A 22938-nucleotide genomic window follows, 5' to 3' on the forward strand; every position below is an offset into this window, starting at 1 on the left:
CAGCCCTGCAGGTCTCAGGGGGTGCCGTACACCCGGAGGACGACCGCCGTCCCGGTGGATACGGCCTTTGGAGTGATGCCGGGGGCCGGTCGGGTGCCTACCGTTGAAGACATGAGCACCCAGAACAGCACCTCCCGTTCGGGTCCGGCCGGCGCGACCGCCGTCCAGGGCCGCCACCGCAACCCGCTGAGCGCCGTCGTCCGCAACGTCGGCATCGCCCTGGACACCGCCGCGCGCGTGATCTTCCTCGGGCGCGACGGTGTCCGCTACTGAACGTTCCTACGGTTACAGCACGTCGTCCGCGTCGATGATGCGGTACGCGTACCCCTGCTCCGCCAGGAAGCGCTGCCGGTGGGCGGCGAAGTCCTGGTCCACGGTGTCCCGGGCGACCACCGAGTAGAAGTGCGCCGCATGCCCGTCCGCCTTGGGGCGCAGGACGCGGCCGAGGCGCTGGGCCTCCTCCTGGCGGGAGCCGAAGGTCCCGGAGACCTGGATGGCCACGGTGGCCTCGGGCAGGTCGATCGAGAAGTTCGCGACCTTGGACACCACCAGGACGCCGATCTCCTTGTTGCGGAACGCGTCGAAGAGCTTCTCGCGCTGGGCGTTGCTGGTCTCGCCCTTGATCACGGGGGCGTCCAGGACCTCCCCGAGCTCGTCCAGCTGGTCGATGTACTGGCCGATGATCAGCGTCTGGTCCTTCTCGTGCTTCTTGACCAGCGCCTCCACCACCCGCCGCTTGGTCGCCGTGGTGGCGCAGAAGCGGTAGCGCTCCTCCGGCTCGGCGGTGGCGTAGGCGAGCCGCTCGGAGTCGGTCAGGGTGACCCGTACCTCGCAGCAGTCGGCGGGCGCGATGTAGCCCTGCGCCTCGATCTCCTTCCACGGGGCGTCGAAGCGCTTCGGGCCGATCAGGCTGAACACGTCGCCCTCGCGGCCGTCCTCGCGCACCAGCGTGGCGGTCAGGCCGAGTCGGCGGCGGGCCTGCAGGTCGGCGGTGAACTTGAACACCGGCGCGGGCAGCAGGTGCACCTCGTCGTAGACCACCAGGCCCCAGTTGCGGGCGTCGAACAGCTCCAGGTGCGCGTAGACGCCCTTCCGCTTGGTCGTCATCACCTGGTAGGTGGCGATGGTGACCGGGCGGATCTCCTTCCTCGTCCCGCTGTACTCGCCGATCTCGTCCTCGGTGAGCGAGGTGCGCTTGACCAGTTCGTGCTTCCACTGGCGGGCCGAGACGGTGTTGGTGACCAGGATCAGCGTCGTCGACTTGGCGTGCGCCATCGCGGCCGCGCCGACCAGCGTCTTGCCGGCGCCGCAGGGCAGCACCACCACGCCCGAGCCGCCGTGCCAGAAGCCCTCGACGGCCTGCGCCTGGTACGGGCGCAGCTGCCAGCCGTCCTCGTCCAGGTCGATCGGATGCGCCTCGCCGTCCACGTACCCGGCGAAGTCCTCGGCGGGCCAGCCGAGTTTGAGCAGTACCTGCTTGATCTGCCCGCGCTCGGAGGGGTGCACCACCACGGTGTCCGGGTCGACCCGGGCGCCGACCAGCGGCACGATCTTCTTGGAGCGCAGCACCTCCTCCAGCACCGGCCGGTCGGTGGTGGTGAGCACCAGCCCGTGCGTCGGGTGCTTGACCAGCTGGAGCCGGCCGTAGCGGCCCATGGTGTCGGCCACGTCCACGAGCAGCGCGTGCGGCACCGGGTAGCGCGAGTACGTCACCAGGGCGTCCACCACCTGCTCGGCGTCGTGCCCGGCCGCGCGCGCGTTCCACAGCCCGAGCGGGGTCACCCGGTAGGTGTGCACGTGCTCGGGCGCCCGCTCCAACTCGGCGAACGGCGCGATGGCGCGGCGGCAGTCGGCGGCCTTGGGGTGGTCGATCTCCAGGAGAAGAGTTTTGTCGCTCTGGACGATGAGCGGTCCGTCGTTCACGCGGGGGAGCCCTCCACTGGCTGACAGGCTGGATTGACGCAGACCCTCCAGTGTCGCTCATTCCGCGCGGAACGTGGGCGGGCTCCTTCCACTCGCCGGCGTCCGCCCGTCAGTCGCTGCGAGTGACCACGGTCCGTACTCGCTCGTTGAGCAGGTCATGAAGACCTCGAAGCGTGTTCTCACCGCCCTCGCCCTGATGGGCACGGCCTTCGCCGCCACCGCCTCCTCGGCCGGTTCCGCCCACGCCCTCGCGGGCATCGGCGAGGGGCCCGGCGGTCTGCTGGCGGCCCCCGGATTCCTGATCGCCGACCAGGTCGGCGGCGGCTCGCTGCCGGTCGGGCAGGGGCAGATCGGCAGCCTGGCGGACCAGGCGGTCAAGGAGAAGATGAAGGAGGCGCACAGCCACTGACGCCCCGTCGCGAACGGTTACTCGTCCAGCTCCGCGACGCCGGTGATGCGGTGGAGGGCGAAGGTGCGCAGTTCGTCGGCGTGGTGGTCGAAGGCGGTGACGAAGCCGCCTTCGACCTTGACCGGGTCGATGATGCGCTGGCTGGCGATGCCCTCGGCGTTGAGGTAGCCGATCCACATCCGCTCGCCGAGCAGGACGGCCGTCTGCAGGGCGGCCAGGGTCTCGGCCGCGGCGGTGCGGGGGAGCTGGCGGGGGTCGGGGGTGGGCTCGCGGCGGGCGGCGGTGGCGGCGCGGTCGCCGGCCCGGATGGCCTTGATGGCGGCGGCGAGCAGGGTGTCGTCCGGGCTGGGCGGGCCGTCGGGGACGGGCGATGGCGGCGTCCGGGGTGGGGTGCGGTGGCTGTCCGGGCGGGTGATCAGCACGTCGCCCTCGGCGGACTCGGCGGCCGGGGCGTAACCCATCGTGCGCAGGGTGGCGAGCAGCACGTCCGGGGCGGCCTGGGAGGCGAGGACGGTGGGGGCGAGCAGCCGTAGCCGCAGGTCGGCGGCGCGGCGGTCGGCGAGCACCTCGCCGAGCAGCGACGGGTCGTCGCAGCGCAGGTAGGAGGAGGCGGCGCCGACCCGCAGGATGCCGTGGCGGCGGGCGACGTCGTCGATCAGGTAGCCGAGCGGCTGCGGGACGGGCGTACGGCTGTGCTGCGCCAGGAAGGTCTGCAGGTCGGCGGCGGTGCGTCCGGCGTCCAGGGCGCGGCGGACGGAGCCCGGGGTGAACCGGTAGACGGTGGCGCCGCCCTTGGACTCGATGTCGGCGCAGAGCGCGAGTGCCTGGGCGAGCGGGGTGAGCAGCGGGCCGGGGGCGATCGCGGTGAGGTCGGGCTGCAGGATCACGTGGTCCAGCGGCTGCGGCAGCAGCGGGGCCAGTACCTCGGCCGGGTCGGACTCGGCGGTGAGCAGCGCGCGGGCGGGGGCGGCGAGGGCGCCGCGGCCGGTGATGCCGAGGAGTTCGGCCTCGGCGAGGGTCCAGGTGGTGAGGTCGTCGCGCAGCTCGCGGCCGTCCGGGCCGGTCGGGCCGCCGCGCAGCGGGCGCTGCCAGCGCAGGGTGGGCAGCAGCTCCTCGGCGGTGGCCGGGGTGCCGGGCGGCAGTTCGGCGAGCAGGGCGAGGGTGGCGCGGCGGACGGACGGGGCGAGGGTGCGGTCCAGTTCGGGGCCGAGGGCGGCGCGCGGCTTGCCCTTGCCGTCCGGGGTGCCGGTGAGGGCGGACACCCGGGTGGCGGTGAGCCAGGCGGTGGCCAGCGCGGACCAGCGCTCGGCGGTGTCCAGCTGCAGCCAGCTGTCGTACCCGGGGGTCGGCGCCCAGCACTCGTCGGCCTCGCCGTCGGGGGCCAGCAGGCCCGCCGTGTAGGCGAGTTCGAGCCAGAAGGCGGCCAGCTGCTCGGTGGTCTCCAGGGTCTGGGCGGTGCGCTTGAGGTCCCGTACGCCGAGGCCGCCGGCCCGCAGGGTGGGCGGCGGGGTGAGGCCCCAGGCGTCCAGCAGCTCCTCGACGGTCTTCACGGCGGTGTGCGCCTGGCCGGCCGCGGCGCCGTCCACGGTGTGTGGATCGCGCGGGGCGGCGGCGGGCGCCGGCTCGGGCTGCACCGGTTCGACGGTGCGGTGGGTGCGGCCGCCGCGCAGGTGCAGCGCCAGTTCGCGGGGCAGGACGACGCTGCCCGGGCTGGTGGGCAGCAGCAGGCCGCGGGCGAGCAGCCACTCGACCGGGCTCTGCGCGTCCTCGGCGGTGACCGGGCGGGTGGCGTCCGGGACGGTGCCGGTGGGCGGGCCCCAGACCAGCCGCTCCAGCAGCCGCAGCGCGGGCTCGGGGGCGGTGTCGAGCAGTGCGGCGCAGCGGGTGCGGTCGGTGAGCAGGGAGGTCAGGGCGGCGACGGCGGTGACCGGGTCCGGGGTGGCCGGCTGCCCGGCGGAGGCGAGCAGCTGCTGCAGCCGGGCCGGGGACATGCCGACGGTGGCCTCGGCGAGGGTCGGGCCGAGGCCGGTGCGGCCGGGGTTGGCGGCGGTGGGAGCGAGCGCCTCGCGCACGGCGAGGACCAGTCGCAGGCCGTTGTCCGGGCCCCAGAGCAGCGCCCGGTCGCGCAGGGTGGCGATCGCGCGGGGGAGCGCGGTGGCGACGGCGGACCGGTCGGCCGGGGTGAGCGGGGTCGCGCCGGGGTGCGGCTTGACCTTGCTCGGGCCGGTCAGCAGGGTCCGTACGGCGGCCAGGCCGGTGCCGTCCGGGGCGGTGGCCAGAGCCTCGGCGACCTGCAGGGTGAAGCGGTCGAGCCGCTCCAGGGCGCGCAGTGCGGAGGCGCGCGAGGACAGCCGGGCGGACAGCTGGGTGAGGTCGCCGGGGACGGGGTTCAGCAGGTCGGGGCGGGAGCGGAGCAGGGCGGCGAGCGCGTCGTCGGGGCGTGCCCGCAGCTCCTCGGCGAGGGTGCGGGGGCCGGCGGGCGTCCTGCCCTGGCGTTGAGGGCCCTGCTGTGTGGTCATTCGACCTAGGTTAGTCGGGTGGGCGGACGACGGGATCCCCTCGTGCGGCCGGGCGCCCTTGCGGGGGAGCGATGCGTACGGGTGATCGCGGCGGACTCGCGCGGGCGGGGCACGGTGGGTAGCGTCACGGCCGAGGGCGGTTCGGTGGGCGGCCGCGCTCTCCATGGGCGAGCCGGGCGAGGCGGGGTGTCGGTGATGACGGACGGCGAGTGGTGGCGCAAGAGCGGGCCTTGGAGCGAGCGGGTGGGGGCGTCGGGCTCGTCGGGTTCAGCTGGTTCGTCTGGTTCGTCCAGCTCCTCCGGTGACGGTGCTGCGGCCTCGGGTGTTCCCGGCGTTCCGTCCGAGGACAGTGTGTACGGCCCGTCGGCCGCGCCCGCCGCGACCGGCGGCATCCCGAACGTGTCGCTGGACCTGCCGGGCGTCGCCGGGCCCGAGACCGGTTCGGAGGTGATCCCGCCGCCGACGGTGCAGAGTTCGAGCCCGTGGACCATGACGATGCTCGACTTCTCGGACACGCCGCAGCCCGCGTCGAAGCCGGTCCCCGAGCAACGGGCGGCGGAGGAGGCGGCCGCGCAGGCGGCTGCGGCCGCCGAACAGGCCGCGGCGAAGCCGAGGAAGCAGAGGAAGGCGAAGGCCGCCCCCGCCATCGCCGGCAAGGCCCCGGGCAAGGGCGCCCGCAAGCCGTCCCCGCTGATCCTGCTCTCCTGCGGACTGCTGGTCGGCGGCGCGGTGTCCGGTTTCTTCCCGGCCATGCTGGCGGGTTGGGGGCTGGGCTACCTGACCCGTCAGATCTCCGACACGATGCGCAAGTTCGTGATCCTCGGCATCCCGCTGGTCACGATGAGCGCGTCCACCCTGTTCGCGATGAATCACGCCAAGCAGGGCGGCGGCGCCGTCCAACCCGGCTCCCCGCTGGGCCAGTTCAGCTGGTCGATGGCCCCGGGCGTGCTGCGCACCGCGGCGGTGCTGACGGCGGTGGTCCTGCTGCTGCTCGGCCTGCGCCGCCGCCCGCCGCAGCAGGGCTGAGCACGGGACCGGCCCCGCACCAGGCGGTGCGGGGCCGGTCGTACGGCTGTGGGGCGCGGTCAGGCCCGGCGGCGACGCCACCAGACCATGGCCGCGCCGCCCGCCAGGAGCGCGGCGGCGGTGCCGGCCAGGGGCAGGACGTTCGCGCCGGTGCGGGCGAGGCTTCCGCCGCCACCGGTGCTGCTGCCGCCACTACCGCTGCCGCTGCCGCTGCCGCCGGCCGGGGCCGGGGCCGGGGAGGGGCTGGCGCTGCCGCCACCCGCCGGGGTGCTCGGCGCGGTGGTGGGCGTACCGGTGGGCGTGGCGCTCGGGGTGTCCGTCGGGCCGCCGGTGGGAGTGCCGGTGGGAGTGTCGGTCGGCGTCGGCGTCGGAGTGTCCGTCGGCGTCGGGGTCGGCGTCGGGGTCGGCGTCGGGGTCGGCGTCGGAGTCGGGCCGTTGTCGACCGGCCCGCCACCGCCGAGGAGCAGCAGGTCCGCCGTGTCGGCCTTGTCGGTCATCGCCTTCACCGAGGTCTGCGCGGAGCGCGGCAGGTCCTTGTGCTTGGCGGTGAACTCGGTCGCGCCGATGTCCTGCTTGGGTGACTGGGAGAAGTCCACGCCGCCCTCGAAGCAGACCTGCCCGTTGTTCCCGCAGGGGAAGCTGTAGTCGCCCTGGGTGAAGGACTTCACATAGTCCTCCCAGGTCTGGCGTGGCGTCCAGCTCTTGTTCCCGCCCCGGAGCGGCCACTGGGAGACGTCGTTGCTGTCGATGATCGACCGGTAGTCGGTGGCCTCCTGCTGGTCCTGCTGCCGCACGTACTCGGCGGCGACCCGGGCGCTGTAGACGCGGCGCAGGTCCGCGTACAGCGGGGCGGTGTTGACCTTGTGTTCGACGTCTGGGACGACGATCTCGCGGAACAGGCCTTCAACGGTCTTGCGCTGGGCGTCGGTGACCTGGCAATCCCCGTTCGGGCCGGGGGTGTTGATGGTTGTGGTCTCGGAGTTGACCTTCAACGGGGCGTCGATGATGTAGACACCGTTCTCGTCGGCGCGGATCTTCGCGGGATCGGGCACGATCCAGTTGCGGATGGCGGGCCGGCAGGGCACACCGGCGGCGTGCATGGCGTCCTCGAACTTCTTGCCGATGCCCTGGCGTGGGTCCACGTCCCGGGCGAAGTCGTGCTTCATCTCCAGGTCGGCCTGGAGCAGGACTCGCCCGGCGTCGGTCTTCCCGAAGGTCGGGTCCATGATCTTGTCGGGCTGGTCGGGGTTGAGGTTCACCCAGAACTTGTCCGGTGTCAGCGCGAGCCAGGTGAAGAAGGAGTCCGAGATGAGCTGTGCCTTCTCCTGGCCGCCCCAGCCGAGGTTCTCCTCGTCCTCGTCGGCCTTCTTGGCGGCGAACGCGTAGTTCAGCGCCTGCCCCTTGACCGGCTTGCCGACGTAGGAGAGCTGCAGGGTGGAGAAGTCCACGCCGCCCGGGCCGCGCACCCGCAGTCCGGTCGGGTCGTCGGCGCGGATGCGTGCCATCCGCTCGGCCATGTCCTTCGGGGTGGGCATGGAGCCGTCGACGATCCGGGCGGCGCCACCGGAGGGCTGCTTGGCTCCGGTGTTCATGTACGGGTCGGGCTTGGAGGTGTTCGGGTCGAACTTGGAGACGGGGACCCCGGTCGACCGGTGCTCGTAGCTGCGCACCCGAGGGTCCGCCGGGTCCGAACCCACTTCCTTGTTGACCTTGGCGATGTACTTCGTGGTCGCGCTCTTCTTCTCCTCGCCGAAGACGTACGTGACGCGTGCGTCCTTGCGCTGGGGGTCCTGCAGGAAGGCCTTGTTCGGGGCGTCCTGGTCGGTGTCACGGCCGCCGCCGGCCTTGAACTCCAGGAAGTCGTTGGTCTTGTAGTTGACCGCGTCCCACTTGCGGACCATCGGCTTGCCGTCCTTGCCGAGGACGGGGTTGCCGTCCTTGTCGAGGATCGGGATCTCCTCCTGGCAGAGCCAGTCGGGGCCGATCAGCCCGAGGTCCTTGACCACCTTCTCCTCGTAGAAGGCGCCGCGCCGGTTGTTGTTGTTCGGCAGGATGTAGGCGTCGGAGAGCCACTTCTCGAAGGTGCCGTACTTGTTGCCCCCGGTGCGATTCACGTAGTTCTTGAAGCGTGCGTAGACGCGCTCCTTGGTGTTCTCGGGGTATTTGGTGTAATCCTCGTCGAACTGGTCGAGGAAGGCCTTCTGTTGGGCGGGATCCGACGGGAGCGTGAGTCCGTCGAAGGCCTGGCGCGGGGCGTCGAAGTCGTACGAGTCCCAGGCGGACTCGTCCCGGACGCTGTCGGGAGACTTGTTCCAGGGGAAGGACGTCCCCTGCTGGCCGCCCCTGGCGCTCGGGTAGATGTCGTCGCAGCGCTTGCCCTTCGCCGCGTAGGCGGTGCCCTGCAGGCCGGGCAGGCCGGTGACCGCCAGGAGGGCGGTGCAGGCGAGTGCTAGGCCGCCGCGCGCCCAGATGCGCGCGCGGCGGGATATCAGGTCTGTCACGTGGCTACTCCCCCAAGGAGCCCGCTGATAACGGCAGTTGCGTGGACGGCGCCGAGACGGGCCCCCGATTGACGTGTGCGCCGCCAGAGTTTGAACAGTAGACGGCGGGAGGCGGTCGCGTCTCCTTGATTCGACGCCTTGCTGAACGTCAACCCACCTTGCACACAGGACTGTTACGCCTTGTCGCAGCGCTCGGCCCGTAGGCTGGTCGCATGGATGAGATCGACAGTCCGGAGTGGGCTGACAACCCCAGGCTGGCCGGATGGCTCGCCGCGCAGCGCCGGGCGTTTCCCGCGTGGACGGAGGAGCACGACGGCGACTGGGACTTCACGCCCGCCTCGCTCGACCGGCTCGAAGCGCTGATTCGCAGTCGGTTCGCGGACTGGGAGGCGGTCTACGGGGCCGCCGAGACGCCGCTTCTGACAGTCGCTGCCTGGTACCTGGGCGAGACGCTCATCCGGCGCTGCGGGGTGATGTGGCGCTGCAGCCCCGTCCCGCCTCCCCCGGACACCCCGGCGGGCGGCTACCCGCTGGTGACGTATGCCCGGGACAGCCTGACGGAGTACGAGCAGGATGTGCTCGATGATCTGGACGAGCGCCTGGTGTACTCGATGCCGCTCCTCGACCCGGCGGGTGCCATCCGGTCGCTGTTCGCGGCCCCGGACAGTCGACTGGCCAACGCCGTCGACCGGTTCGACCGGTTCCAGGAGTGGCGCCGAAGCCTCCCGGACGACATCTACTGATCCCGCCTGCCCGGGGCCCCGCCGGCTAGCGGAGTGCCGCGAAGCCCGTGCAGAGCAGCCGGATGCTGCGCGCGAACTTCTCGTCCTGGCTCAGCCGTGGGATCAAGTCGCCCATGACCAGGGGGAAGCGCTCGCACAGTTCGGCGTAGAGCTCGGCGGTGACGGTGGGCGCGGCGGCCGGCTGGTTCTGTTCCTGGAGCACGAAGCCGGTGACGTGGCTGAGCAGGGTGTCGGCGGCGATGCCGCAGTGGGCGGGGGGCAGTCCGGCGTCGAGGAGGGTGCGCAGTAGGCGTTCCATCAGGGCGAGGCCGCCGGTGCTGAGTGTGCCGGGGCTCTCGGCGAGGAGCTGGGCGCCGCCGGGGTGCTGCTTGATTTCGAGGCGCAGGGCGGCGGCCTGGGCCTCGACGCGGTCCTGCCAGGTGGCGGTGGGCGGGAGGGCGGCCAGGGCTTCGGTGCCCGCGTCGTGGGCCCGGCGGCAGACCCGGTCGGCCATCAGGGCGAGCAGTTCGTCCTTGCCGCGTACGTGGTAGTAGAGGCTGCCGGCGTGGGCGTCGAGTCGGTCGGCGACCTGCCGCATGGACAGGTTCTGGTAGCCGACCTCGGCGAATACGGCCATGCCCGCGTCGACGATGCGCTCCTTGGTGAGCTTCATGGATCCACCGTACATCGTTTTCCAACACCGTTCGAAAACTGTGCTAGCTTTGCGCCATCAGGTTTCGAACGGTGTTGGAAAACGCCGGAGTCCGGGGGGAGTGGCAGTCATGGGGGCGATCGTCTTCAACGTGACCACGGCCGCGCTGATGGTCATGATGGTCAACTGCGGGCTCGGCGTGGTCGGTCGCGACACCCTGCGCGGGCGGCCGGTCCCGTGGGCGGCGGTCGCCCTGACCGCGATCGCCGTCGGCGGCGTCCTGCTCCAGCTGGTCTGGTCCGGCGCCATGGACGCGCTGGACGCGGACCCCGCCAAGTCCGGCTGGTGGCGCGAGTTCACCTCGGTCTTCATGCAGAACGGCGGCCTCTTCGGCGGCCTGTGGAACCTCGTCACCCTCGCCGCCGTGGCCGCGCTCGCCCAGTGGTACTGGGGCGGCCCGCTCACCCTCGGCTTCTTCCTGGCCGGCATCCTGCTGCCCGGCCGGATCGACAGCCTGCTCGGCTTCGGCGGCGGCCCCAGCACCGACCCCCGCAACTTCGCCGGCAGCTCCGGCGCCACCTACTTCCTCGGCGCCACCCTCGCCCTCGCCTTCCTCACCCGCACCCGCCTGCCCAAGGAACTCGCCCTGGCGGCCGGCGTCCCGGCGCTGGGCCTGGCGATGTGGTTCGCCCAGGAGAACGGCCACGGGCTGGTGTCCGTCTACGGCTTCGTCCTCGGCGGAGCGGTCTGGGCGGTCCGCCGCCAGGTGGCGCGGCGTCAGGCGGCCCGCCGCCAGGTGGCGTGACGGTGGCGTGGGCCCCGGGCCCGTCGTCGGACTCCCGTTCCCGGGGGACGGCGGCGGGCCTGCGTCCGTTCTGCGACCCGGAGGGGCTCAACCGACCTGCCGCGCGGCCATGCTGAGGATCCCCGTGATGACGGCCGCCGGGTCGTCGGTCGGCAGCGAGTGCCCCGCGCCGGGCACGATTTCGACCCGGGCGGCCGGGACGAGCCGGTGCAGCCGCTCGGAGACGGTCCGGGCGTCGTTCATGGCGCTGCGCTCGCCGAGCAGGAAGAGCGCGGGGGCGCTCAGCCGGCCCAGCTCCTCGTCGGTGAGGGTGGTGGCCAGTGGCAGGCGGCGGCGGAAGCCGATCGAGGCGCGCATCAGGGTCATCAGCTCGGTCTCCAGGATGGCGCTGTTGCCGATCGCCCGGGCGAGTCGGGGCCGGAGCGCGCGGGGGGCCGTGGCGGCGAGGCCGCCGAGGATGAGCCAGGTGTAGAAGCGTCGGCCGACGTCGGCGAGGCCCGCCGTGTCGACCAGGGTGAGGCCGGCGGTCCGCCCGGGGTGGCGGATCTGGTGGTGGAGGGCGATCCAGCCGCCGTAGGAGCAGCCGACGACGTGGGCGGTCGGGAGGTCGAGGGCGGCGAGCAGTTCCTCCAGCCAGTCGGCGGCGTCGGGGCCGCCGGTGATCGGGGCGGTCTGCACGCTGGCGCCGGGTTCGCCGACGGTGTCCACGGCGATGACGGGGTGCTGCCGGGAGAGCTCGTCGATGTACCGGTGCCACATCAGGGCGTTGCCGCCGGAGCCGGGGAGCAGCACGATCGGCTGTCCGTGCGCGGGGCCGGTGCGGTGGACGCGGGTGGTGCCGAAGCCGGTCGGAACGTCGATCGGCGTCCGCTGTCCGGGCCAGAGCTGGGTCAGCGCGCGCTCGTAGGCGGCGCGGAAGCGGTCTTCGGCCTTGCCGTTCTTGAACTCGCTGATTCGCATGATACATATGTATCACATGCATGATACGGGTGTACCAGGAGTGGAGGGCGGACTGTGGAGGACGCGACATGACCGGGAATCCGACGGGCAACCCGACGGGCAACCCGACGGGCAAACCGACGGGCAACCCGACGGGCAACCCGACGGGCAAACCGACCGGGAATCCGACGGGGAAGGTCGACCACGAGGAGCGCCGACGGCAGATCGCCGAGGCCCTGCTGCGCATCGCCGACACCGAGGGCCTGCAGTCGGCCAGCATGCGGGCGGTCGCGACCGAGGCCGGCGTCTCGCTGAGGCTCGTCCAGTACTACTTCACGACCAAGCAGGGCCTGCTGCTGGACGCCCTGGCCAGGCTCGGCACCCAGCTCCAGGCCCGGATGGAACGCTGGATCGGCGAGGCGCGCGCCCCCCGGGAGGTGGTGACCGCGATCCTGTCCTGCATCCTGCCGACGGACGCCGAGAGCCGCCGGATCACCAGGACGTACGCGGCGTACTACACGCTGGTGCTCAGCGACCCCGAGGTGCTGGAGCAGCAGGCCGCGCAGCCGCCCGTCGTCCTGGAGGGCTTCCTGGTCAAGCAGCTCCGCGCCGCCCAACAGGCCGGGCAGATCGCGCCGGAGCGGGACGTCGAGATGGCGGCCGCCGGGCTGCTGGCGATGGTCAACGGGCTGGGGTCGAGCGTCCTCGGCGGCCAGCGGGACGGCGAACAGGCGCTGGCGATCCTCACCCACCACCTGGACGAACTCTTCCGGCCGTAATCCGTTCCGCGGGTCCGTCACATCCGCCCGCCGCGATCCGTCGGGACAGCAGTGGAGCACCACCGACGGCAGGAAGGGACGGCAGCGAGATGCTGACCGACATCATGTACGTGACGGTCTACGTCACCGACCAGGAGCGCGCCCTGGAGTTCTACGCGGGCCGGCTCGGCCTGGAGAAGCGCGTCGACTACCCGGGCCCCGACGGGCGGTTCCTGACCGTGGCCGTCCCGGGCAGCCCGCTGGAGATCATCCTCTGGCCGCACGCCCCGGCCGCGGGACAGCCCGCCGGACGCGAGTCCGGCGCGGCCGCGCCCGGCCCGCTCCTCATCGAGTCGGACGACCTGCGGGCGGACTTCGAGGTGCTGCGCGAGCGAGGCGTGGTCTTCGAGCAGCCCGAACCGGAGGACTACGGCTTCGGCGTCCGCACCGAGACCGCGGACCCGGACGGCAACCGCGTCTCCCTCCGCCAGCGCGCCGCCTGGCAGGGCGGCGGCAAGGCCTGAGTAGCCACGGTTGCGGGGTGGCCCCCTCATGCGGAGGGGGCCACCGTGCTGGGTCGGCTCGGTTGGGTCAGAAGCCGAAGGTGAGCAGGGCCGCCACCGTGTTGCCCTCGGCGTCCAGGCACGCGGTCGTGCTGGAGCCGTCCGGGCTGACCAGGATGCCCAGCACGGTGCCGGTGCCGGCCTCGTCCGGGATCATCAGCCACTCGTTCGCGAAGTCGCCCTCGACCGGTTCCACCGGCCAGTCGGTCGGGTCCACCGAGGAGCGCTGGAGCATCTCGCGGAGGTTCTCCAGCATCCATCCGTCGCCCTCGGCGGCGCGTGCGTGCAGTACGGCCCAGGCGCGCTTGAGTATCTGGGCGGCCGGTTCGATCCAGTTGTTGGTGGGGTTCGCGTGCAGCACGGCCAGGCCGGAGGGGGTCGCCACACGGTCGCCCCAGTCCTCCGTCCGAACCGGGATGGTGTCGCTGGGGTGCACCAGAGCGGCCACCGGGTCATTGGGTGAGTCCTCGCGGGAGACCAGGTAGACCGGAGTGCCGCCGGGCCGCATCGGAAAGCCCGAGCTTTCCGGCCCCAGCGGGTCGTAGATCGTGCCGTAGTCGGCGGACCCCTGGACCAGGCCGAGCCGCGCGATCCGCCAGCCGTCGATGGTCCACTCCTCCTCGGACGGATCGGTCAGGGCCGTGATCAGCGCGGGCAGGTACTCGTATTCGTCGTCATCGTCGTAGGACATCCGGTCTTCCTTAGGACTCGTAGGTGATGGGGAGCGTAGACCGTGACTCCGACACGCCGTCCCGCGAGGCCGGGGCGTCTCGGGCCTGCTGACGCGTTTCCTGGTGTGGGGGGGTTAGCACCCGTACGGGACGGGTGCTTTCCCCGTTCTTCGCAGCCGCCCGTCGAACCAGACTCGGGGCATGCCCACACAGTCCGTGACGATGACCAAGGCTCCCGAGGCCGCCCTCGCCGCACAGCCGGAGGGCGGTGGCAGCGACTTCGCCCGGTTGAGCCGTCGGATAGCCGCCGAGGGCCTGCTCGACCGGCGCCCCGGCTACTACGCCGTCCGCGCCGGCCTGGTGCTCGCCGCGTTCCTCGGCGGCTGGTGGGCGCTCTTCGCGCTGGGCGACACCTGGTGGCAGCTCGGCCTGGCGGCGGCGATGTCCGTCGTCTTCGCCCAGATCGGCCTGCTCTCACACGACCTGGCGCACCGCCAGGTGTTCAACCGGCGGCTGCCGAGCGAGATCGGCGGCCGGGTCGCGGCCAACCTGCTGATGGGCATGAGCTACGGCTGGTGGATGAACAAGCACACCCGCCACCACGCCAACCCGAACCACGAGGAACGGGACCCGGACGTCTCGCCCGACCTCGTCGTGTGGTCCCAGCGGCAGGCCCGGCAGGCGAGCGGACTCGCCCGGTTCATCGGCCGCCGGCAGGCGTACCTGTTCTTCCCGCTGCTCCTGCTGGAGGGCCTCAACCTCAGCTTCAACAGCTTCCGCGCACTGCGCAGCCCGGTGCTGAAGCGGCCGCTGCTGGAGGGCGCCCTGCTGGTCGTCCACTTCGCGGCCTACTTCGGCCTCGTCTTCGCTGCTCTGCCGCCTGGCAAGGCGGTCGCCTTCCTCGCCGTGCACCAGGCGCTGCTGGGCGTCTACCTGGGCTGCGTCTTCGCCCCGAACCACAAGGGCATGCTGATGGTGACCCCGGAGATGCGGCTCGACTTCCTGCGCCGCCAGGTGCTCACCTCGCGCAACGTCCGCGGCGGCCCGGTCCTCGACTCGGTGATGGGCGGCCTCAACTACCAGGTGGAGCATCACCTCTTCCCCAGCATGCCCACCCCCGCACTCGGGCGGGCCGCCCGGATCACCCGGGAGTTCTGCGCGGAGAAGGGCATCCCGTACTACGAGACGGGCCTGCTCCGCTCGTACCGCGAGATCCTCGGCCACCTGCACCGGACGGGCGAGCCGATCCGCTCCGGCGGCTGAGGGGGCGAGGGGGACGGAGTGGGAAGTCGGCGGGGCCGACTTCCCACTCCGTCTGGTCGGTGTCCTCAACCCCGGGAGGGCACGGGGTTGTTCGGGCTGTCCAGCCACACCGTCCGGCCGCCGTCGGGGGCGACGGTGAGCCCGAAGCGGTCGAAGCCGGGGCGGCCCTGGTCGTCCCACCACCGCCAGGCGGTTTCCACCTCGTCCCAGAGGCTGCGGGGGCCGGACTGGACGACCTCGTAGTCGGTGCGGTCGGGCTCCCAGTCGACGGTGGCCCAGGACGTGACGGCCGTGTCGTGCAGCCACAGGGTGTAGGTGCCGTCGGTGTACCGCTCGATCAGCGGGAAGGCTCGCGGTACCTGCACCCCGATGGCGAACATCGTCAGCCAGCCGCCGACTTCCTCCGGGGATAGGCGAGTTGACGATTTCGCTCCGTCGGCCGGCCACGGGCCGGACAGGTACTCCAGGCTGCCGGGCCGGGCGGTGCGCTGCTGGCGCAGCCGCATGAAGGCGGAGGATGCGACGAAGCGGCCGCACGCCGTACCGTCGCCGGCGACGGTGAGTCGAACCACGGCTTCCCCGCCGTACTCGGGGCCCCACGGGGCGACGATCACCCCGCCGGGCTTCGTTTGGGCCACCCAGGTGGGCGGAACCCGGCGGACCGAGCAGGTGGCGATCACCCGGTCGTACGGCGCGCTGTCCGGGTGGCCCTTCGACCCGTCGCCGACGACGAGGGTCGGGGAGTGCCTGGCGCGTGCGAGCCGGAGCTGCGCCTCGGCGGCGTTGTCCCGGTCGACCTCGACCGTGACGACGTTCCCGGAACCGAGGCGGTGGGACAGCAGGGCGGCGTTCCAGCCGGTGCCGGTGCCGATCTCCAGCACCCGGTGGCTGTCTTCCACCTCCAAGGCGGCGAGCATGGAGAACACCATGGTGGGCATGGAGTTGGAGGACGTGGGCACGGTGCCACGGGCTTCCCCGGTGTGGTCGCCGTCGTCCCACTGGGTGGTGAGCGGGACGTCGGAGTAGACGGCGTTCCACCAGGCGATCGGGTCGGCATGCCGGTTGACCGCTTCGCCCTGGCGCACCCCGTCACCCTGGCCGGGCCAGATCTGGGCCGGGACGAACCAGTGGCGCGGGACGGCGTTGTAGGAAGCCAGCCAGTCCGAGGTGAGAGACCCGTTCGCGATGAGCGCGGAGGCCAGCCGGGCCCGGCCGGCCTCCGCTTCGTGCATCTCGCTCACGCGTCAGCGACCCGTCGCCGGACCGCTGCCGTCCGAGGTGTTGCCGCCCTCGTCGCTGCCGCCCCCGCCGTGCTTGTTGCCGCTGCTGGAGTCGTCCTGCTGGCCGCCACCCTGGCCGTTGCCGGACCCGCCGCCGTGCTTGCCGTCGCTCAACATGGGCATGTGTGCTTCCCCCTTTTCCCGGTGGCGCCGAATGCCACTGTTGAGCAGCACGTTAGGTGGACGGCGATCGCCGATGCGTGGGTGATTCTCGAATATTCCGACACCGATCAGATGCGGTTCGCGAGCTTATTCGAACAGCTCTGAGAGACGGCTGTGAAGCGCCACCTGTGGCGCTTTGGGTATCTGAGAATAATCGAGAATCACCCCTGACGGAGGGCGAGTTGGCGTCGATCATGGGACTTCTCTGACAGTTCGGAGAGGGGAACGGCTATGGCAAGGCGGCTGCGGGTCATGGGTAGCACCTCGGGGGTCGGGGACTGTCCGACGCTGTACGAGGACGTCGACACCGGTGAAGTAGTGGTGCAGGGGTATGCCGTGACGGACCCGGAAGACGTGGCGCAACTCAAGTACGTGAAGGAGGATGAAGGCTTCGTAGTGGTGCCTCGCGAACTGCTCGTGAGGTTCGCACCGAAGGAGTCGACGCCAGTGCCGGAGTTCGTGCCTCAGCAGAAGATCACCGAGTTCATCAACGATGGGTTCGAGCACACCGCCTGGCGGTTGGAGACAAGGACGGGTTACCTCTCCGACAAGCAGATGCCGTCCTACGCAGAGTTCCTGCGGACGGGGGACACCGCAGGGGAGGTCGGGCACCCCTGGTTCGAGAACGTGCGCCGCATGGTGGACAAGGGCAAGAGGTTCGAGCGGGTACGTCTGGTGGACGAGCCGCCGACCGAGGGACAGCGGTACCTGTTGGCGTGCGCAAGGACCAACGTGGCGGCCGGCGAGGACATCCGGTACATGTGGCGGTCGGACGCCGAAGAGGCCGGGCTGGCAGGCCTGTCGGACTTCTGGCTCTTCGACTCCCGTACGGTCGCGCGCTTCCACTTCGAGGGGGAGCGCACTGTCGGCATGGAGCTGGTCACCGACCCGCTGGAAGTCCTTCGCGCCTGCCAGGCCCGGGATGCTGCCTGGCACCACGCAACCCGCTACGCGGAGTTCCGGGCTCAGGTACCTTCCGCCATGTGAGCACCGACTTTCAACAGGCGCGGGTCGCTCTCGGCGCCCGGATGCGTGAACTTCGCACCGAGAGCGGCCTGTCCGGGCGTGCCGTGGCCGCGCGGCTGGGATGGCCCCAGTCCAAGGTCAGCAAGTTGGAGACCGGCAGGCAGTCGCCCACCATGACCGATGTGGGCGCATGGGCCGAGGCCGTTGGGAGGCCCGATGCCGCTGCCGAGTTGGTGGGCAGGCTGCGGACACTGGAGACGCAGTACCGGTCATGGCGACGCCAACTCGCCGGCGGTGTCCGGCCGGTGCAGGAGGCGCACGCCGCACAAGGGAAGAAGACCACCAACCGTCAGTCGTTCGACCCGACCTTGGTTCCCGGTCTGCTGCAGACGGCTGATTACGCCCGCGCGGTACTCACTCGATTCGCCAGGGTTCATCCATCAATCCGCGATGTCGAGGCTGCGGTGATGGCCCGGATGGAACGCCAGAGAGCCCTCAACGATCGGATGAGATCATTCCACTTCCTGGTGTGGGAAGGCGCCCTTGTCTCCTGGCTCTGCTCTCCGGCCGTACTGGCCGATCAGCTGGAGTCCCTCGTCCCTTGGCTGGCGCGCGGGAACGTTCGACTCGGGATAGTGCCTTTCGACGCCGACCTGCGAGTGCCCGCAGGGGTCGGATTCTCGATCCATGACGGCACGTTGGTCATCACCGAGTCCTGGCACGCGGAGATGTGGTTGGACGATCCGGCGGACGTAGCGCTGCACATCCGGGCGTGGGATGCGTTGGCGGAGAGTGCTGTCTATGGTTCGGCGGCTCACCGGGTGATTGCTCGGGCCTGCCAGGCGCTTTGTCGGAATCGCTGAGAGTCACCCGCCGGCTCGGTCGTGCTCCGTTTGAATGTTCGCTTGAGTCCGACCGGCAATAGGCATTGGCGAGGTGGATTGGACGATAGAACGGGCATGGGCCCACGCGATCATGGAGTTCTCCACGTTCAGTGATCACGACGGGCGGCCGTGCCCGCGTTGCCGTCTCGCCTGCTCGAACCCATCTGGGGCCAACTCACCGCACTCCTGCCCAGCGATCCATCTGCCGGTCGGCTTTATATCCATGCGTGATCCATGCGTGCGGCTGACGCTCTGGACATGACATATGTGGACTGTATGGAAATATGGAATATATGGCACTTGGTGCTGAAGACTGGCGAGAGGAGCGCATCATGATCGCCAAGCTGCTCAGCAAGCTGTCCTTCACCCGCGACTACGGTGCGTACGGCGAGCACGACTGGGGTGCCTGACGCACTGTCGGTGGGCGCCCCCGGGCGCCCGCCGGCTCCTGGCCACACTGCCGGCGGTATCGGCCTGACAGGTGCGAGGGTCAGGGACGATCTCATGGGACGGATGAACGAGCCGCCGCGGTTGCCCGGAGGCGGCTTCGGGGTCTGGAGCCGCGACCGGCTGGCACTGGCGCGCCGTGGCGCTGAGGAATGCGGGGACGTCTGGCAGCTGGAGCCAGGCGTCTACGTCACTGCTACGGCCGGGCCGTGTGAAGAAGTCCTGCACCGTGCGCAGGACTTCCCCAAGCCGCCCTCGCCCCTCTTCCCGCCGTTGAAGCGGTCGAGCGGAGCGGTGCCGCCCGAGGAGCGGGCGCACGCTCACGCCGCCCGCATGCGCGGACTGCGCCCGCAGGCGGTTGCGGCCCGGATCGGTGAGATCGCGTCCGGGACCGCTCGATTCGCCGACCAGTGGCCCACGGGCCAGGACGTCGAGGTTCTGCCCCCGGTCCGGCACGCCCTGGCGGAGATCGGCGTGCGCTACCTCTTCTCCGAGGACGCTCCCACCCTGCTGCCCTTCGCCTCACAGCTCTTCCTGGCCCGGGAGGTGGTCGTACGCCCCTCACGCTGGGTATGGCCGCGCTGGGTCCCCACACCGGCACGGCGGTTCCGCACCCGGCAGCAGGTCGCCTTCACCGACGCCTTGCGGTCCGTCGTCCGCCGGCGCCGTTCATCGGGCCACCTCGGTGACGACGTGCTGGGACAGATGCTCCGGCCCTCCTCCCGCTACGGCCTGTTGCCGGAAGAGGCCGTCTTCGACAGTCTCCCCGGAATCACCGTCGCCACCTTCGAGACGCCTTCCCGGGCAGCCGGATGGATCCTGCTCCACCTGGCCCGGTACCCCCGGGCGGCGGCCCGTGTCGCGGCCGAAGCCGCCGTGCTGCCCGTGGACCCGGCCGAGACGACCAACGCGCACTTCGACGGCCTGCGATACACCCAGGCGCTGGTACGCGAGGTGCTCCGACTGCACCCCCCGAGCTGGCTGCTGACCCGGCGCGCCACGCGACGGACTCAGCTCGCCGACTACACCATCGACGCCGGTTCCACCGTTCTCGTCTGCCCCTACACCGCCCAGCGCGACGCACGGGAACACTCCGAGCCGGACCGGTTCCAGCCCGAACGCTGGCTCGATGATGCGGGCTCGCCGGCGAAACCCGGGGTCTTCCTCTCCTTCGGTACCGGGCCGCATGGCTGCGAGGGCGCCGCTCTGGCCATGGCGGTGCTGACGCTCCTGACCGCGCAGACCGCCCGCCGCTACGACGTGAGCGAGCCGCCCGGGCCGGAGCCCAGCTACCGGCTCACCACCTTCGGAGGTCTCACACCTGTCGGCCTGCGCCTGCGCGCCACCTCGCGCGGTTGAGGGCGGTCCCGCTCCGTGGGCATGGCCAGGCGCACATCCGAGGTGACGGTCCATCCGGCCGACGCCCGCCGGCCGCTGAACACTCGGTAGTCCAGGGCGACGAGCTCGTCGGCGAGATGGTCCGCTCCTACCTGGCGGCGCCTCACTCCAGGCGGACAGCTGTCCCACGATGTCCGTGGGAATCTCATGGTGTCCGAGCAATGTCGGTGACATCGCAGGTCGGCGCAGTAATTCCGACGTACTGACGGGTTGGGACGAAGGTTGAGACGCGGATCAGTCGAACATCCGTGTCCCGCGTCCCAGAATGATCAACAACGGCGGCGCCCGGGATGCCGGCCACCGGACCGGGCACATGGCCCGCCATCACGCAGCTCCCTTCAGCCGAGGCCTGTTCGCCGCTTTGGCGGACGGGCGCCTACAAGGAAGAAATCTCATGGGTATCCGCAAGCGCCTCACCACCACGCTGGCCGCCACCGCCCTGTGTGGGGCCGTCCTCGCCGCCACCGCCGGCACCGCGCAGGCTGCTACCGGCGCCTCCTACATCAGTGAAGGCCAGAGCGGGCTCCCGGTCTACTGCGTGCAGGTTGGCGTCAACTGGGGTTGGAACTTCGGCAGCAGCGCCCACATCGACAACGTCGACGGTTCGTTCGGGCCGAACACGCTCGGCCAGCTCGAGCAGTTCCAGAGTGCCACCGGTCTGACCCCCGACGGCGTGGTCGGGCAGGACACCGGCAGCAAGCTCTGGCAGGCTCTCCAGATCGCGATCTCCAAGGATGGCGACTTGAACACTCCGTGGGGCGTCCCGCTCAGCAACTGCTACCAGGTGCTTCCCACCCACAGCTGACGGCTTTCGCGCGTCGACGTGAGAGCCGGACCCCGACGTGCTGCCGCAGTCAGGCCGGGCTGTGGTTCCGGACCGAGCGCGGCGCCCGGATCGCCGTGACCTTCACGGATCTCGGGTGGAGATGCTGGAGCAGCTCGGACAGCCGGAGGCCCTGGGGTGGCCTGGTGGGCACACGACCCGGCCCGGGGCGGTGCCCGTGGTCGGCGTTACGCTGCTGCGGTTTCGAGAAGGCGCCGGAAGGCCGTCACCTGCGGGTGGCGGCCTTCCGGCTTCTACCGTGTCGGGTTTCCCCGGTGGGGTGGAATCCGCGGCTTCGGCTAGAGGATGTCGGCGACGGCCACCGTGGTGGTGCGGTCGTCGGCCTCGGCGAGGAGGGCGCCGCCCGGGGCCCACAGGGCGGCGCCGCCGCAGCCGGTCCACGGGCCCGACGGGCCGACGTGGTTGGCGAGGACGACGTGCATGGTGGAGTCCTTGGCGATGCCCGGGTAGACCGTCGCCCGTTCGTGGATGCCGTTGCCCGTGCCGTAGAGCGAGCTGGCGAGGTGGACGTGGCAGCCGTCGGCGGCGCCACGGGCGGTGAGGTCGGGGAAGTGGTTGTCGAAGCAGGTGGCGAGCGCGAAGCGGAGGCCGTTGAGTTCGAAGCGGCCGTCGCGGTCGCCTGCGGTGAAGATGCCCTGCTCGTTCTCGTAGAGGTGCTGCTTGAGGTAGGTGGTGATCAGCTCGCCGTCGCTGCCGTAGACGAAGGTTCCGAGGGCGGGCCGGGGGCCGTCGGTCGGGACGGCGCAGTTGACGACGGTGACGATCCCGGTGGATCGGAGGGCGTCCAGGCGGGCGTCGTCCGGGGGCGTCCAGAGGTTGGGATCGGCGGCTATGGCTTCGAGCTCGTACCCGGTGAGGGCGAGTTCGGGGAAGACGATCAGCTCGGCACCCTGCTCGCGCGCCTCGTTGGAGAGGGCGACGATCTGCCGGACGTTGGCGGGGATGTCGGCGGGGACGCAGGACAGTTGGGCTGCGGCGATCTTCATGGTGGTCAGGATGGCACGTCAGGCGTGGTGGTCGAACTCGCCGGCCTTGATGCCGTGGAGGAGGTCGGCGAGGGCGGTGGGGGTGGTGCGGATGATGATGTGGCCCTCGTCGGACTCGCGGAGTTCGACCGCCCCGTTGGCTGTACGGACCTCCACGCACTCGTTAGAAGCCCCGCTGTAGCTGGACTTCTGCCACATGGAGTCACGCATACTTGCCTCGCATTTCATCCCCGATGGATCGAATGAACTCCCGCGACTCGGGCTCGGAGAGCGCAGCGGAGTTCAGGTGCGCGAACACGTCTCGATGGCGGACCAGGCTTGGCTGGGCGTCAAAGTACATGCTGCCCATTGCAGTATCCATCTGGAGTGTGGCGAGTTCAGGCACGGGGCCCTCGATGAACATGATGTTCTCACCACCGCCGGGGAAGGTGTCGAGGTCGAAGGGCACTACACGGACCGAGATCCGACCAGCCAGTGAGTCATCTACGAGATGGTCGAGCTGATCGGCGAGAACCCGGGGTCCTCCGAACTGCATTCGCAGTGCCGCTTCGTGGATGAAGGACGCATACGGCACTCCGCCTTGCCGGACGGCCTCCTTCCGCCGCATACGGAATGACGTCCGGGCATCGAGGTCGTGGCTGGGGAACGAAGGGGCGAACCGGGAGAACACCGCAGCTGCGTAGTCCTCGGTCTGCTGCAGGCCAGGGATGTAAGTCGTGGCCCAGGTCGAGATGCTGTGTGCGTTCGCCTCAAGCTCGGCGATCTCCAGGAAGTCGGCGGAAAGCGTCCCGCGATACTTCTCCCACCAGCCCTTCCCACGCTCCGAGGTCATGTCGGCCAGCGCATTGATCAGCGGCTGGTTGCTGCACAGGCACGCGGCGGCGATGGTCCGCAGCCGCTCGACGCTGATTCCGCTCTTCCCGCTCTCCATCTGGGTGACCTGGGCTGCGTGGATGCCGAGTTGGCGTGCCAGCTGCAGGCCGCTGAGGCCAGCCTGCTCACGCATCCTTCGCAGCTCAGTCCCCACCCGCCGTTGGCGCAGAGTGGGGTTCGGTCGAAGGGCCATGGCGTCCTCTCTGCGGGTGGTGAGACCAGTGTGCCCCACGTTAGAGGGAAGTTTTTCGCGAAGGTCTTAAGCGAAAGACCGCGTGCGCTATGGTCGTTCTCACATCGATCCGATGGATCGTCAGTAACGCCTGCTAGCGGGCGCCGCAGAGCAG

General features: G+C 70.8%; 23 protein-coding genes. 12 read left to right on the forward strand and 11 right to left on the reverse strand.

Features of this window, described 5'->3' with window-relative positions:
* Positions 1-111: 111 nt before the first annotated feature.
* Positions 112-273: a hypothetical protein gene (locus ACFVWU_RS10115; RefSeq protein WP_380613236.1), complete on the forward strand. Its 162-nt coding sequence runs from the start codon at positions 112-114 to the stop codon at positions 271-273.
* Positions 274-285: 12 nt separating this feature from the next.
* Here the strand turns inward: ACFVWU_RS10115 and ACFVWU_RS10120 are convergent, their stop codons facing one another.
* Positions 286-1923 carry a DNA repair helicase XPB gene (locus ACFVWU_RS10120; protein ID WP_387617704.1) on the reverse strand — a complete coding sequence of 546 codons (1638 nt, stop codon included), beginning with the start codon at positions 1921-1923 and terminating at the stop codon, positions 286-288.
* A gap of 157 nt (positions 1924-2080) precedes the next feature.
* Here ACFVWU_RS10120 and ACFVWU_RS10125 point away from each other — a divergent pair, with 157 nt between their 5' ends.
* Positions 2081-2332, forward strand: coding sequence for a hypothetical protein (locus tag ACFVWU_RS10125; protein ID WP_387617706.1), 252 nt, complete (start codon positions 2081-2083; stop codon positions 2330-2332).
* 17 nt (positions 2333-2349) lie between these two features.
* Here ACFVWU_RS10125 and ACFVWU_RS10130 read toward each other — a convergent pair whose 3' ends face one another.
* Entirely contained in the window at positions 2350-4851 is a 2502-nt protein-coding gene (locus ACFVWU_RS10130; RefSeq protein ID WP_387617708.1) for a helicase-associated domain-containing protein, read from the reverse strand.
* A gap of 351 nt (positions 4852-5202) precedes the next feature.
* Between ACFVWU_RS10130 and ACFVWU_RS10135 the strand changes: the two genes are divergently transcribed.
* Positions 5203-5877, forward strand: coding sequence for a hypothetical protein (locus ACFVWU_RS10135; protein WP_387617710.1), 675 nt, complete (start codon positions 5203-5205; stop codon positions 5875-5877).
* A gap of 59 nt (positions 5878-5936) precedes the next feature.
* On the opposite strand, the gene ACFVWU_RS10140 is transcribed toward ACFVWU_RS10135, so the two are convergent.
* The gene (locus ACFVWU_RS10140) at positions 5937-8378 is read right to left on the reverse strand and encodes a hypothetical protein (protein WP_387617712.1); all 2442 of its coding nucleotides are present in this window, start codon (positions 8376-8378) and stop codon (positions 5937-5939) included.
* Positions 8379-8590: 212 nt separating this feature from the next.
* On the opposite strand from ACFVWU_RS10140, the gene ACFVWU_RS10145 reads away from it, so the two are divergent.
* Positions 8591-9121, forward strand: coding sequence for a hypothetical protein (locus ACFVWU_RS10145; RefSeq protein ID WP_387617714.1), 531 nt, complete (start codon positions 8591-8593; stop codon positions 9119-9121).
* Between the two features lie 25 nt (positions 9122-9146).
* Here ACFVWU_RS10145 and ACFVWU_RS10150 read toward each other — a convergent pair whose 3' ends face one another.
* Complete coding sequence (locus tag ACFVWU_RS10150; protein WP_387617716.1) at positions 9147-9773, reverse strand: TetR/AcrR family transcriptional regulator; 627 nt, start codon at positions 9771-9773, stop codon at positions 9147-9149.
* Between the two features lie 109 nt (positions 9774-9882).
* On the opposite strand from ACFVWU_RS10150, the gene ACFVWU_RS10155 reads away from it, so the two are divergent.
* On the forward strand, positions 9883-10557 hold the full coding sequence (locus ACFVWU_RS10155) for a hypothetical protein (RefSeq protein ID WP_387617718.1): 675 nt from the start codon (positions 9883-9885) through the stop codon (positions 10555-10557).
* A gap of 87 nt (positions 10558-10644) precedes the next feature.
* On the opposite strand, the gene ACFVWU_RS10160 is transcribed toward ACFVWU_RS10155, so the two are convergent.
* Positions 10645-11517, reverse strand: coding sequence for an alpha/beta fold hydrolase (locus ACFVWU_RS10160; RefSeq protein WP_387617720.1), 873 nt, complete (start codon positions 11515-11517; stop codon positions 10645-10647).
* Positions 11518-11585: 68 nt separating this feature from the next.
* Here ACFVWU_RS10160 and ACFVWU_RS10165 point away from each other — a divergent pair, with 68 nt between their 5' ends.
* On the forward strand, positions 11586-12275 hold the full coding sequence (locus ACFVWU_RS10165; protein ID WP_387617722.1) for a TetR family transcriptional regulator C-terminal domain-containing protein: 690 nt from the start codon (positions 11586-11588) through the stop codon (positions 12273-12275).
* An 89-nt stretch (positions 12276-12364) separates the two neighbouring features.
* Positions 12365-12778 (forward strand): VOC family protein, encoded by a 414-nt coding sequence (locus ACFVWU_RS10170; protein WP_387617724.1) that lies wholly within the window; start codon positions 12365-12367, stop codon positions 12776-12778.
* A 67-nt stretch (positions 12779-12845) separates the two neighbouring features.
* On the opposite strand, the gene ACFVWU_RS10175 is transcribed toward ACFVWU_RS10170, so the two are convergent.
* Positions 12846-13508: a hypothetical protein gene (locus tag ACFVWU_RS10175; RefSeq protein ID WP_387617726.1), complete on the reverse strand. Its 663-nt coding sequence runs from the start codon at positions 13506-13508 to the stop codon at positions 12846-12848.
* Between the two features lie 202 nt (positions 13509-13710).
* On the opposite strand from ACFVWU_RS10175, the gene ACFVWU_RS10180 reads away from it, so the two are divergent.
* Complete coding sequence (locus tag ACFVWU_RS10180) at positions 13711-14751, forward strand: fatty acid desaturase family protein (RefSeq protein ID WP_387617869.1); 1041 nt, start codon at positions 13711-13713, stop codon at positions 14749-14751.
* A 65-nt stretch (positions 14752-14816) separates the two neighbouring features.
* Here the strand turns inward: ACFVWU_RS10180 and ACFVWU_RS10185 are convergent, their stop codons facing one another.
* Positions 14817-15983, reverse strand: coding sequence for a methyltransferase domain-containing protein (locus ACFVWU_RS10185; RefSeq protein WP_387617871.1), 1167 nt, complete (start codon positions 15981-15983; stop codon positions 14817-14819).
* A gap of 12 nt (positions 15984-15995) precedes the next feature.
* A complete protein-coding gene (locus ACFVWU_RS10190) occupies positions 15996-16154 on the reverse strand; it encodes a hypothetical protein (protein ID WP_380611141.1) in 159 nt (52 codons plus the stop codon).
* Between the two features lie 270 nt (positions 16155-16424).
* Between ACFVWU_RS10190 and ACFVWU_RS10195 the strand changes: the two genes are divergently transcribed.
* The 4 genes from ACFVWU_RS10195 (at position 16425) to ACFVWU_RS10210 (ending at position 20693) form a co-directional block, all read left to right on the forward strand.
* On the forward strand, positions 16425-17180 hold the full coding sequence (locus tag ACFVWU_RS10195; RefSeq protein WP_387617728.1) for a DUF6879 family protein: 756 nt from the start codon (positions 16425-16427) through the stop codon (positions 17178-17180).
* Positions 17177-18022 (forward strand): helix-turn-helix domain-containing protein, encoded by an 846-nt coding sequence (locus ACFVWU_RS10200; protein WP_387617730.1) that lies wholly within the window; start codon positions 17177-17179, stop codon positions 18020-18022. The genes ACFVWU_RS10195 and ACFVWU_RS10200 overlap by 4 nt, the downstream gene beginning before the upstream one ends.
* A 534-nt stretch (positions 18023-18556) precedes the next feature.
* Positions 18557-19849 carry a cytochrome P450 gene (locus ACFVWU_RS10205; RefSeq protein ID WP_387617732.1) on the forward strand — a complete coding sequence of 431 codons (1293 nt, stop codon included), beginning with the start codon at positions 18557-18559 and terminating at the stop codon, positions 19847-19849.
* A gap of 433 nt (positions 19850-20282) precedes the next feature.
* Complete coding sequence (locus ACFVWU_RS10210; protein WP_387617734.1) at positions 20283-20693, forward strand: peptidoglycan-binding protein; 411 nt, start codon at positions 20283-20285, stop codon at positions 20691-20693.
* A 317-nt stretch (positions 20694-21010) separates the two neighbouring features.
* Here the strand turns inward: ACFVWU_RS10210 and ACFVWU_RS10215 are convergent, their stop codons facing one another.
* The 3 genes from ACFVWU_RS10215 to ACFVWU_RS10225 are packed head-to-tail and all read right to left on the reverse strand — an operon-like array spanning position 21011 to position 22784.
* Entirely contained in the window at positions 21011-21718 is a 708-nt protein-coding gene (locus tag ACFVWU_RS10215) for a carbon-nitrogen hydrolase family protein (protein WP_387617736.1), read from the reverse strand.
* 18 nt (positions 21719-21736) lie between these two features.
* A complete protein-coding gene (locus ACFVWU_RS10220) occupies positions 21737-21946 on the reverse strand; it encodes a DUF397 domain-containing protein (RefSeq protein ID WP_387617738.1) in 210 nt (69 codons plus the stop codon).
* On the reverse strand, positions 21921-22784 hold the full coding sequence (locus ACFVWU_RS10225) for a helix-turn-helix domain-containing protein (RefSeq protein WP_387617740.1): 864 nt from the start codon (positions 22782-22784) through the stop codon (positions 21921-21923). Before ACFVWU_RS10225 ends, ACFVWU_RS10220 begins: the two co-directional genes overlap by 26 nt.
* Positions 22785-22938 lie beyond the last annotated feature (154 nt).

Source organism: Kitasatospora sp. NPDC058190 (genome assembly GCF_042883685.1).
Classification (GTDB): domain Bacteria; phylum Actinomycetota; class Actinomycetes; order Streptomycetales; family Streptomycetaceae; genus Kitasatospora.

What these genes read in the sequence shown, in the direction of transcription:
- ACFVWU_RS10115 (WP_380613236.1), top strand. Translation starts at nt 112, where the DNA reads ATGAGCACCCAGAACAGCACCTCCCGTTCGGGTCCGGCCGGCGCGACC.
- ACFVWU_RS10125 (WP_387617706.1), top strand. Translation starts at nt 2,081, where the DNA reads ATGAAGACCTCGAAGCGTGTTCTCACCGCCCTCGCCCTGATGGGCACG.
- ACFVWU_RS10130 (WP_387617708.1), bottom strand. Translation starts at nt 4,851, where the DNA reads ATGACCACACAGCAGGGCCCTCAACGCCAGGGCAGGACGCCCGCCGGC.
- ACFVWU_RS10145 (WP_387617714.1), top strand. Translation starts at nt 8,591, where the DNA reads ATGGATGAGATCGACAGTCCGGAGTGGGCTGACAACCCCAGGCTGGCC.
- ACFVWU_RS10150 (WP_387617716.1), bottom strand. Translation starts at nt 9,773, where the DNA reads ATGAAGCTCACCAAGGAGCGCATCGTCGACGCGGGCATGGCCGTATTC.
- ACFVWU_RS10155 (WP_387617718.1), top strand. Translation starts at nt 9,883, where the DNA reads ATGGGGGCGATCGTCTTCAACGTGACCACGGCCGCGCTGATGGTCATG.
- ACFVWU_RS10160 (WP_387617720.1), bottom strand. Translation starts at nt 11,517, where the DNA reads ATGCGAATCAGCGAGTTCAAGAACGGCAAGGCCGAAGACCGCTTCCGC.
- ACFVWU_RS10165 (WP_387617722.1), top strand. Translation starts at nt 11,586, where the DNA reads ATGACCGGGAATCCGACGGGCAACCCGACGGGCAACCCGACGGGCAAA.
- ACFVWU_RS10170 (WP_387617724.1), top strand. Translation starts at nt 12,365, where the DNA reads ATGCTGACCGACATCATGTACGTGACGGTCTACGTCACCGACCAGGAG.
- ACFVWU_RS10175 (WP_387617726.1), bottom strand. Translation starts at nt 13,508, where the DNA reads ATGTCCTACGACGATGACGACGAATACGAGTACCTGCCCGCGCTGATC.
- ACFVWU_RS10180 (WP_387617869.1), top strand. Translation starts at nt 13,711, where the DNA reads ATGACCAAGGCTCCCGAGGCCGCCCTCGCCGCACAGCCGGAGGGCGGT.
- ACFVWU_RS10185 (WP_387617871.1), bottom strand. Translation starts at nt 15,983, where the DNA reads ATGCACGAAGCGGAGGCCGGCCGGGCCCGGCTGGCCTCCGCGCTCATC.
- ACFVWU_RS10190 (WP_380611141.1), bottom strand. Translation starts at nt 16,154, where the DNA reads ATGCCCATGTTGAGCGACGGCAAGCACGGCGGCGGGTCCGGCAACGGC.
- ACFVWU_RS10195 (WP_387617728.1), top strand. Translation starts at nt 16,425, where the DNA reads ATGGCAAGGCGGCTGCGGGTCATGGGTAGCACCTCGGGGGTCGGGGAC.
- ACFVWU_RS10205 (WP_387617732.1), top strand. Translation starts at nt 18,557, where the DNA reads ATGAACGAGCCGCCGCGGTTGCCCGGAGGCGGCTTCGGGGTCTGGAGC.
- ACFVWU_RS10210 (WP_387617734.1), top strand. Translation starts at nt 20,283, where the DNA reads ATGGGTATCCGCAAGCGCCTCACCACCACGCTGGCCGCCACCGCCCTG.
- ACFVWU_RS10215 (WP_387617736.1), bottom strand. Translation starts at nt 21,718, where the DNA reads ATGAAGATCGCCGCAGCCCAACTGTCCTGCGTCCCCGCCGACATCCCC.
- ACFVWU_RS10220 (WP_387617738.1), bottom strand. Translation starts at nt 21,946, where the DNA reads ATGAAATGCGAGGCAAGTATGCGTGACTCCATGTGGCAGAAGTCCAGC.
- ACFVWU_RS10225 (WP_387617740.1), bottom strand. Translation starts at nt 22,784, where the DNA reads ATGGCCCTTCGACCGAACCCCACTCTGCGCCAACGGCGGGTGGGGACT.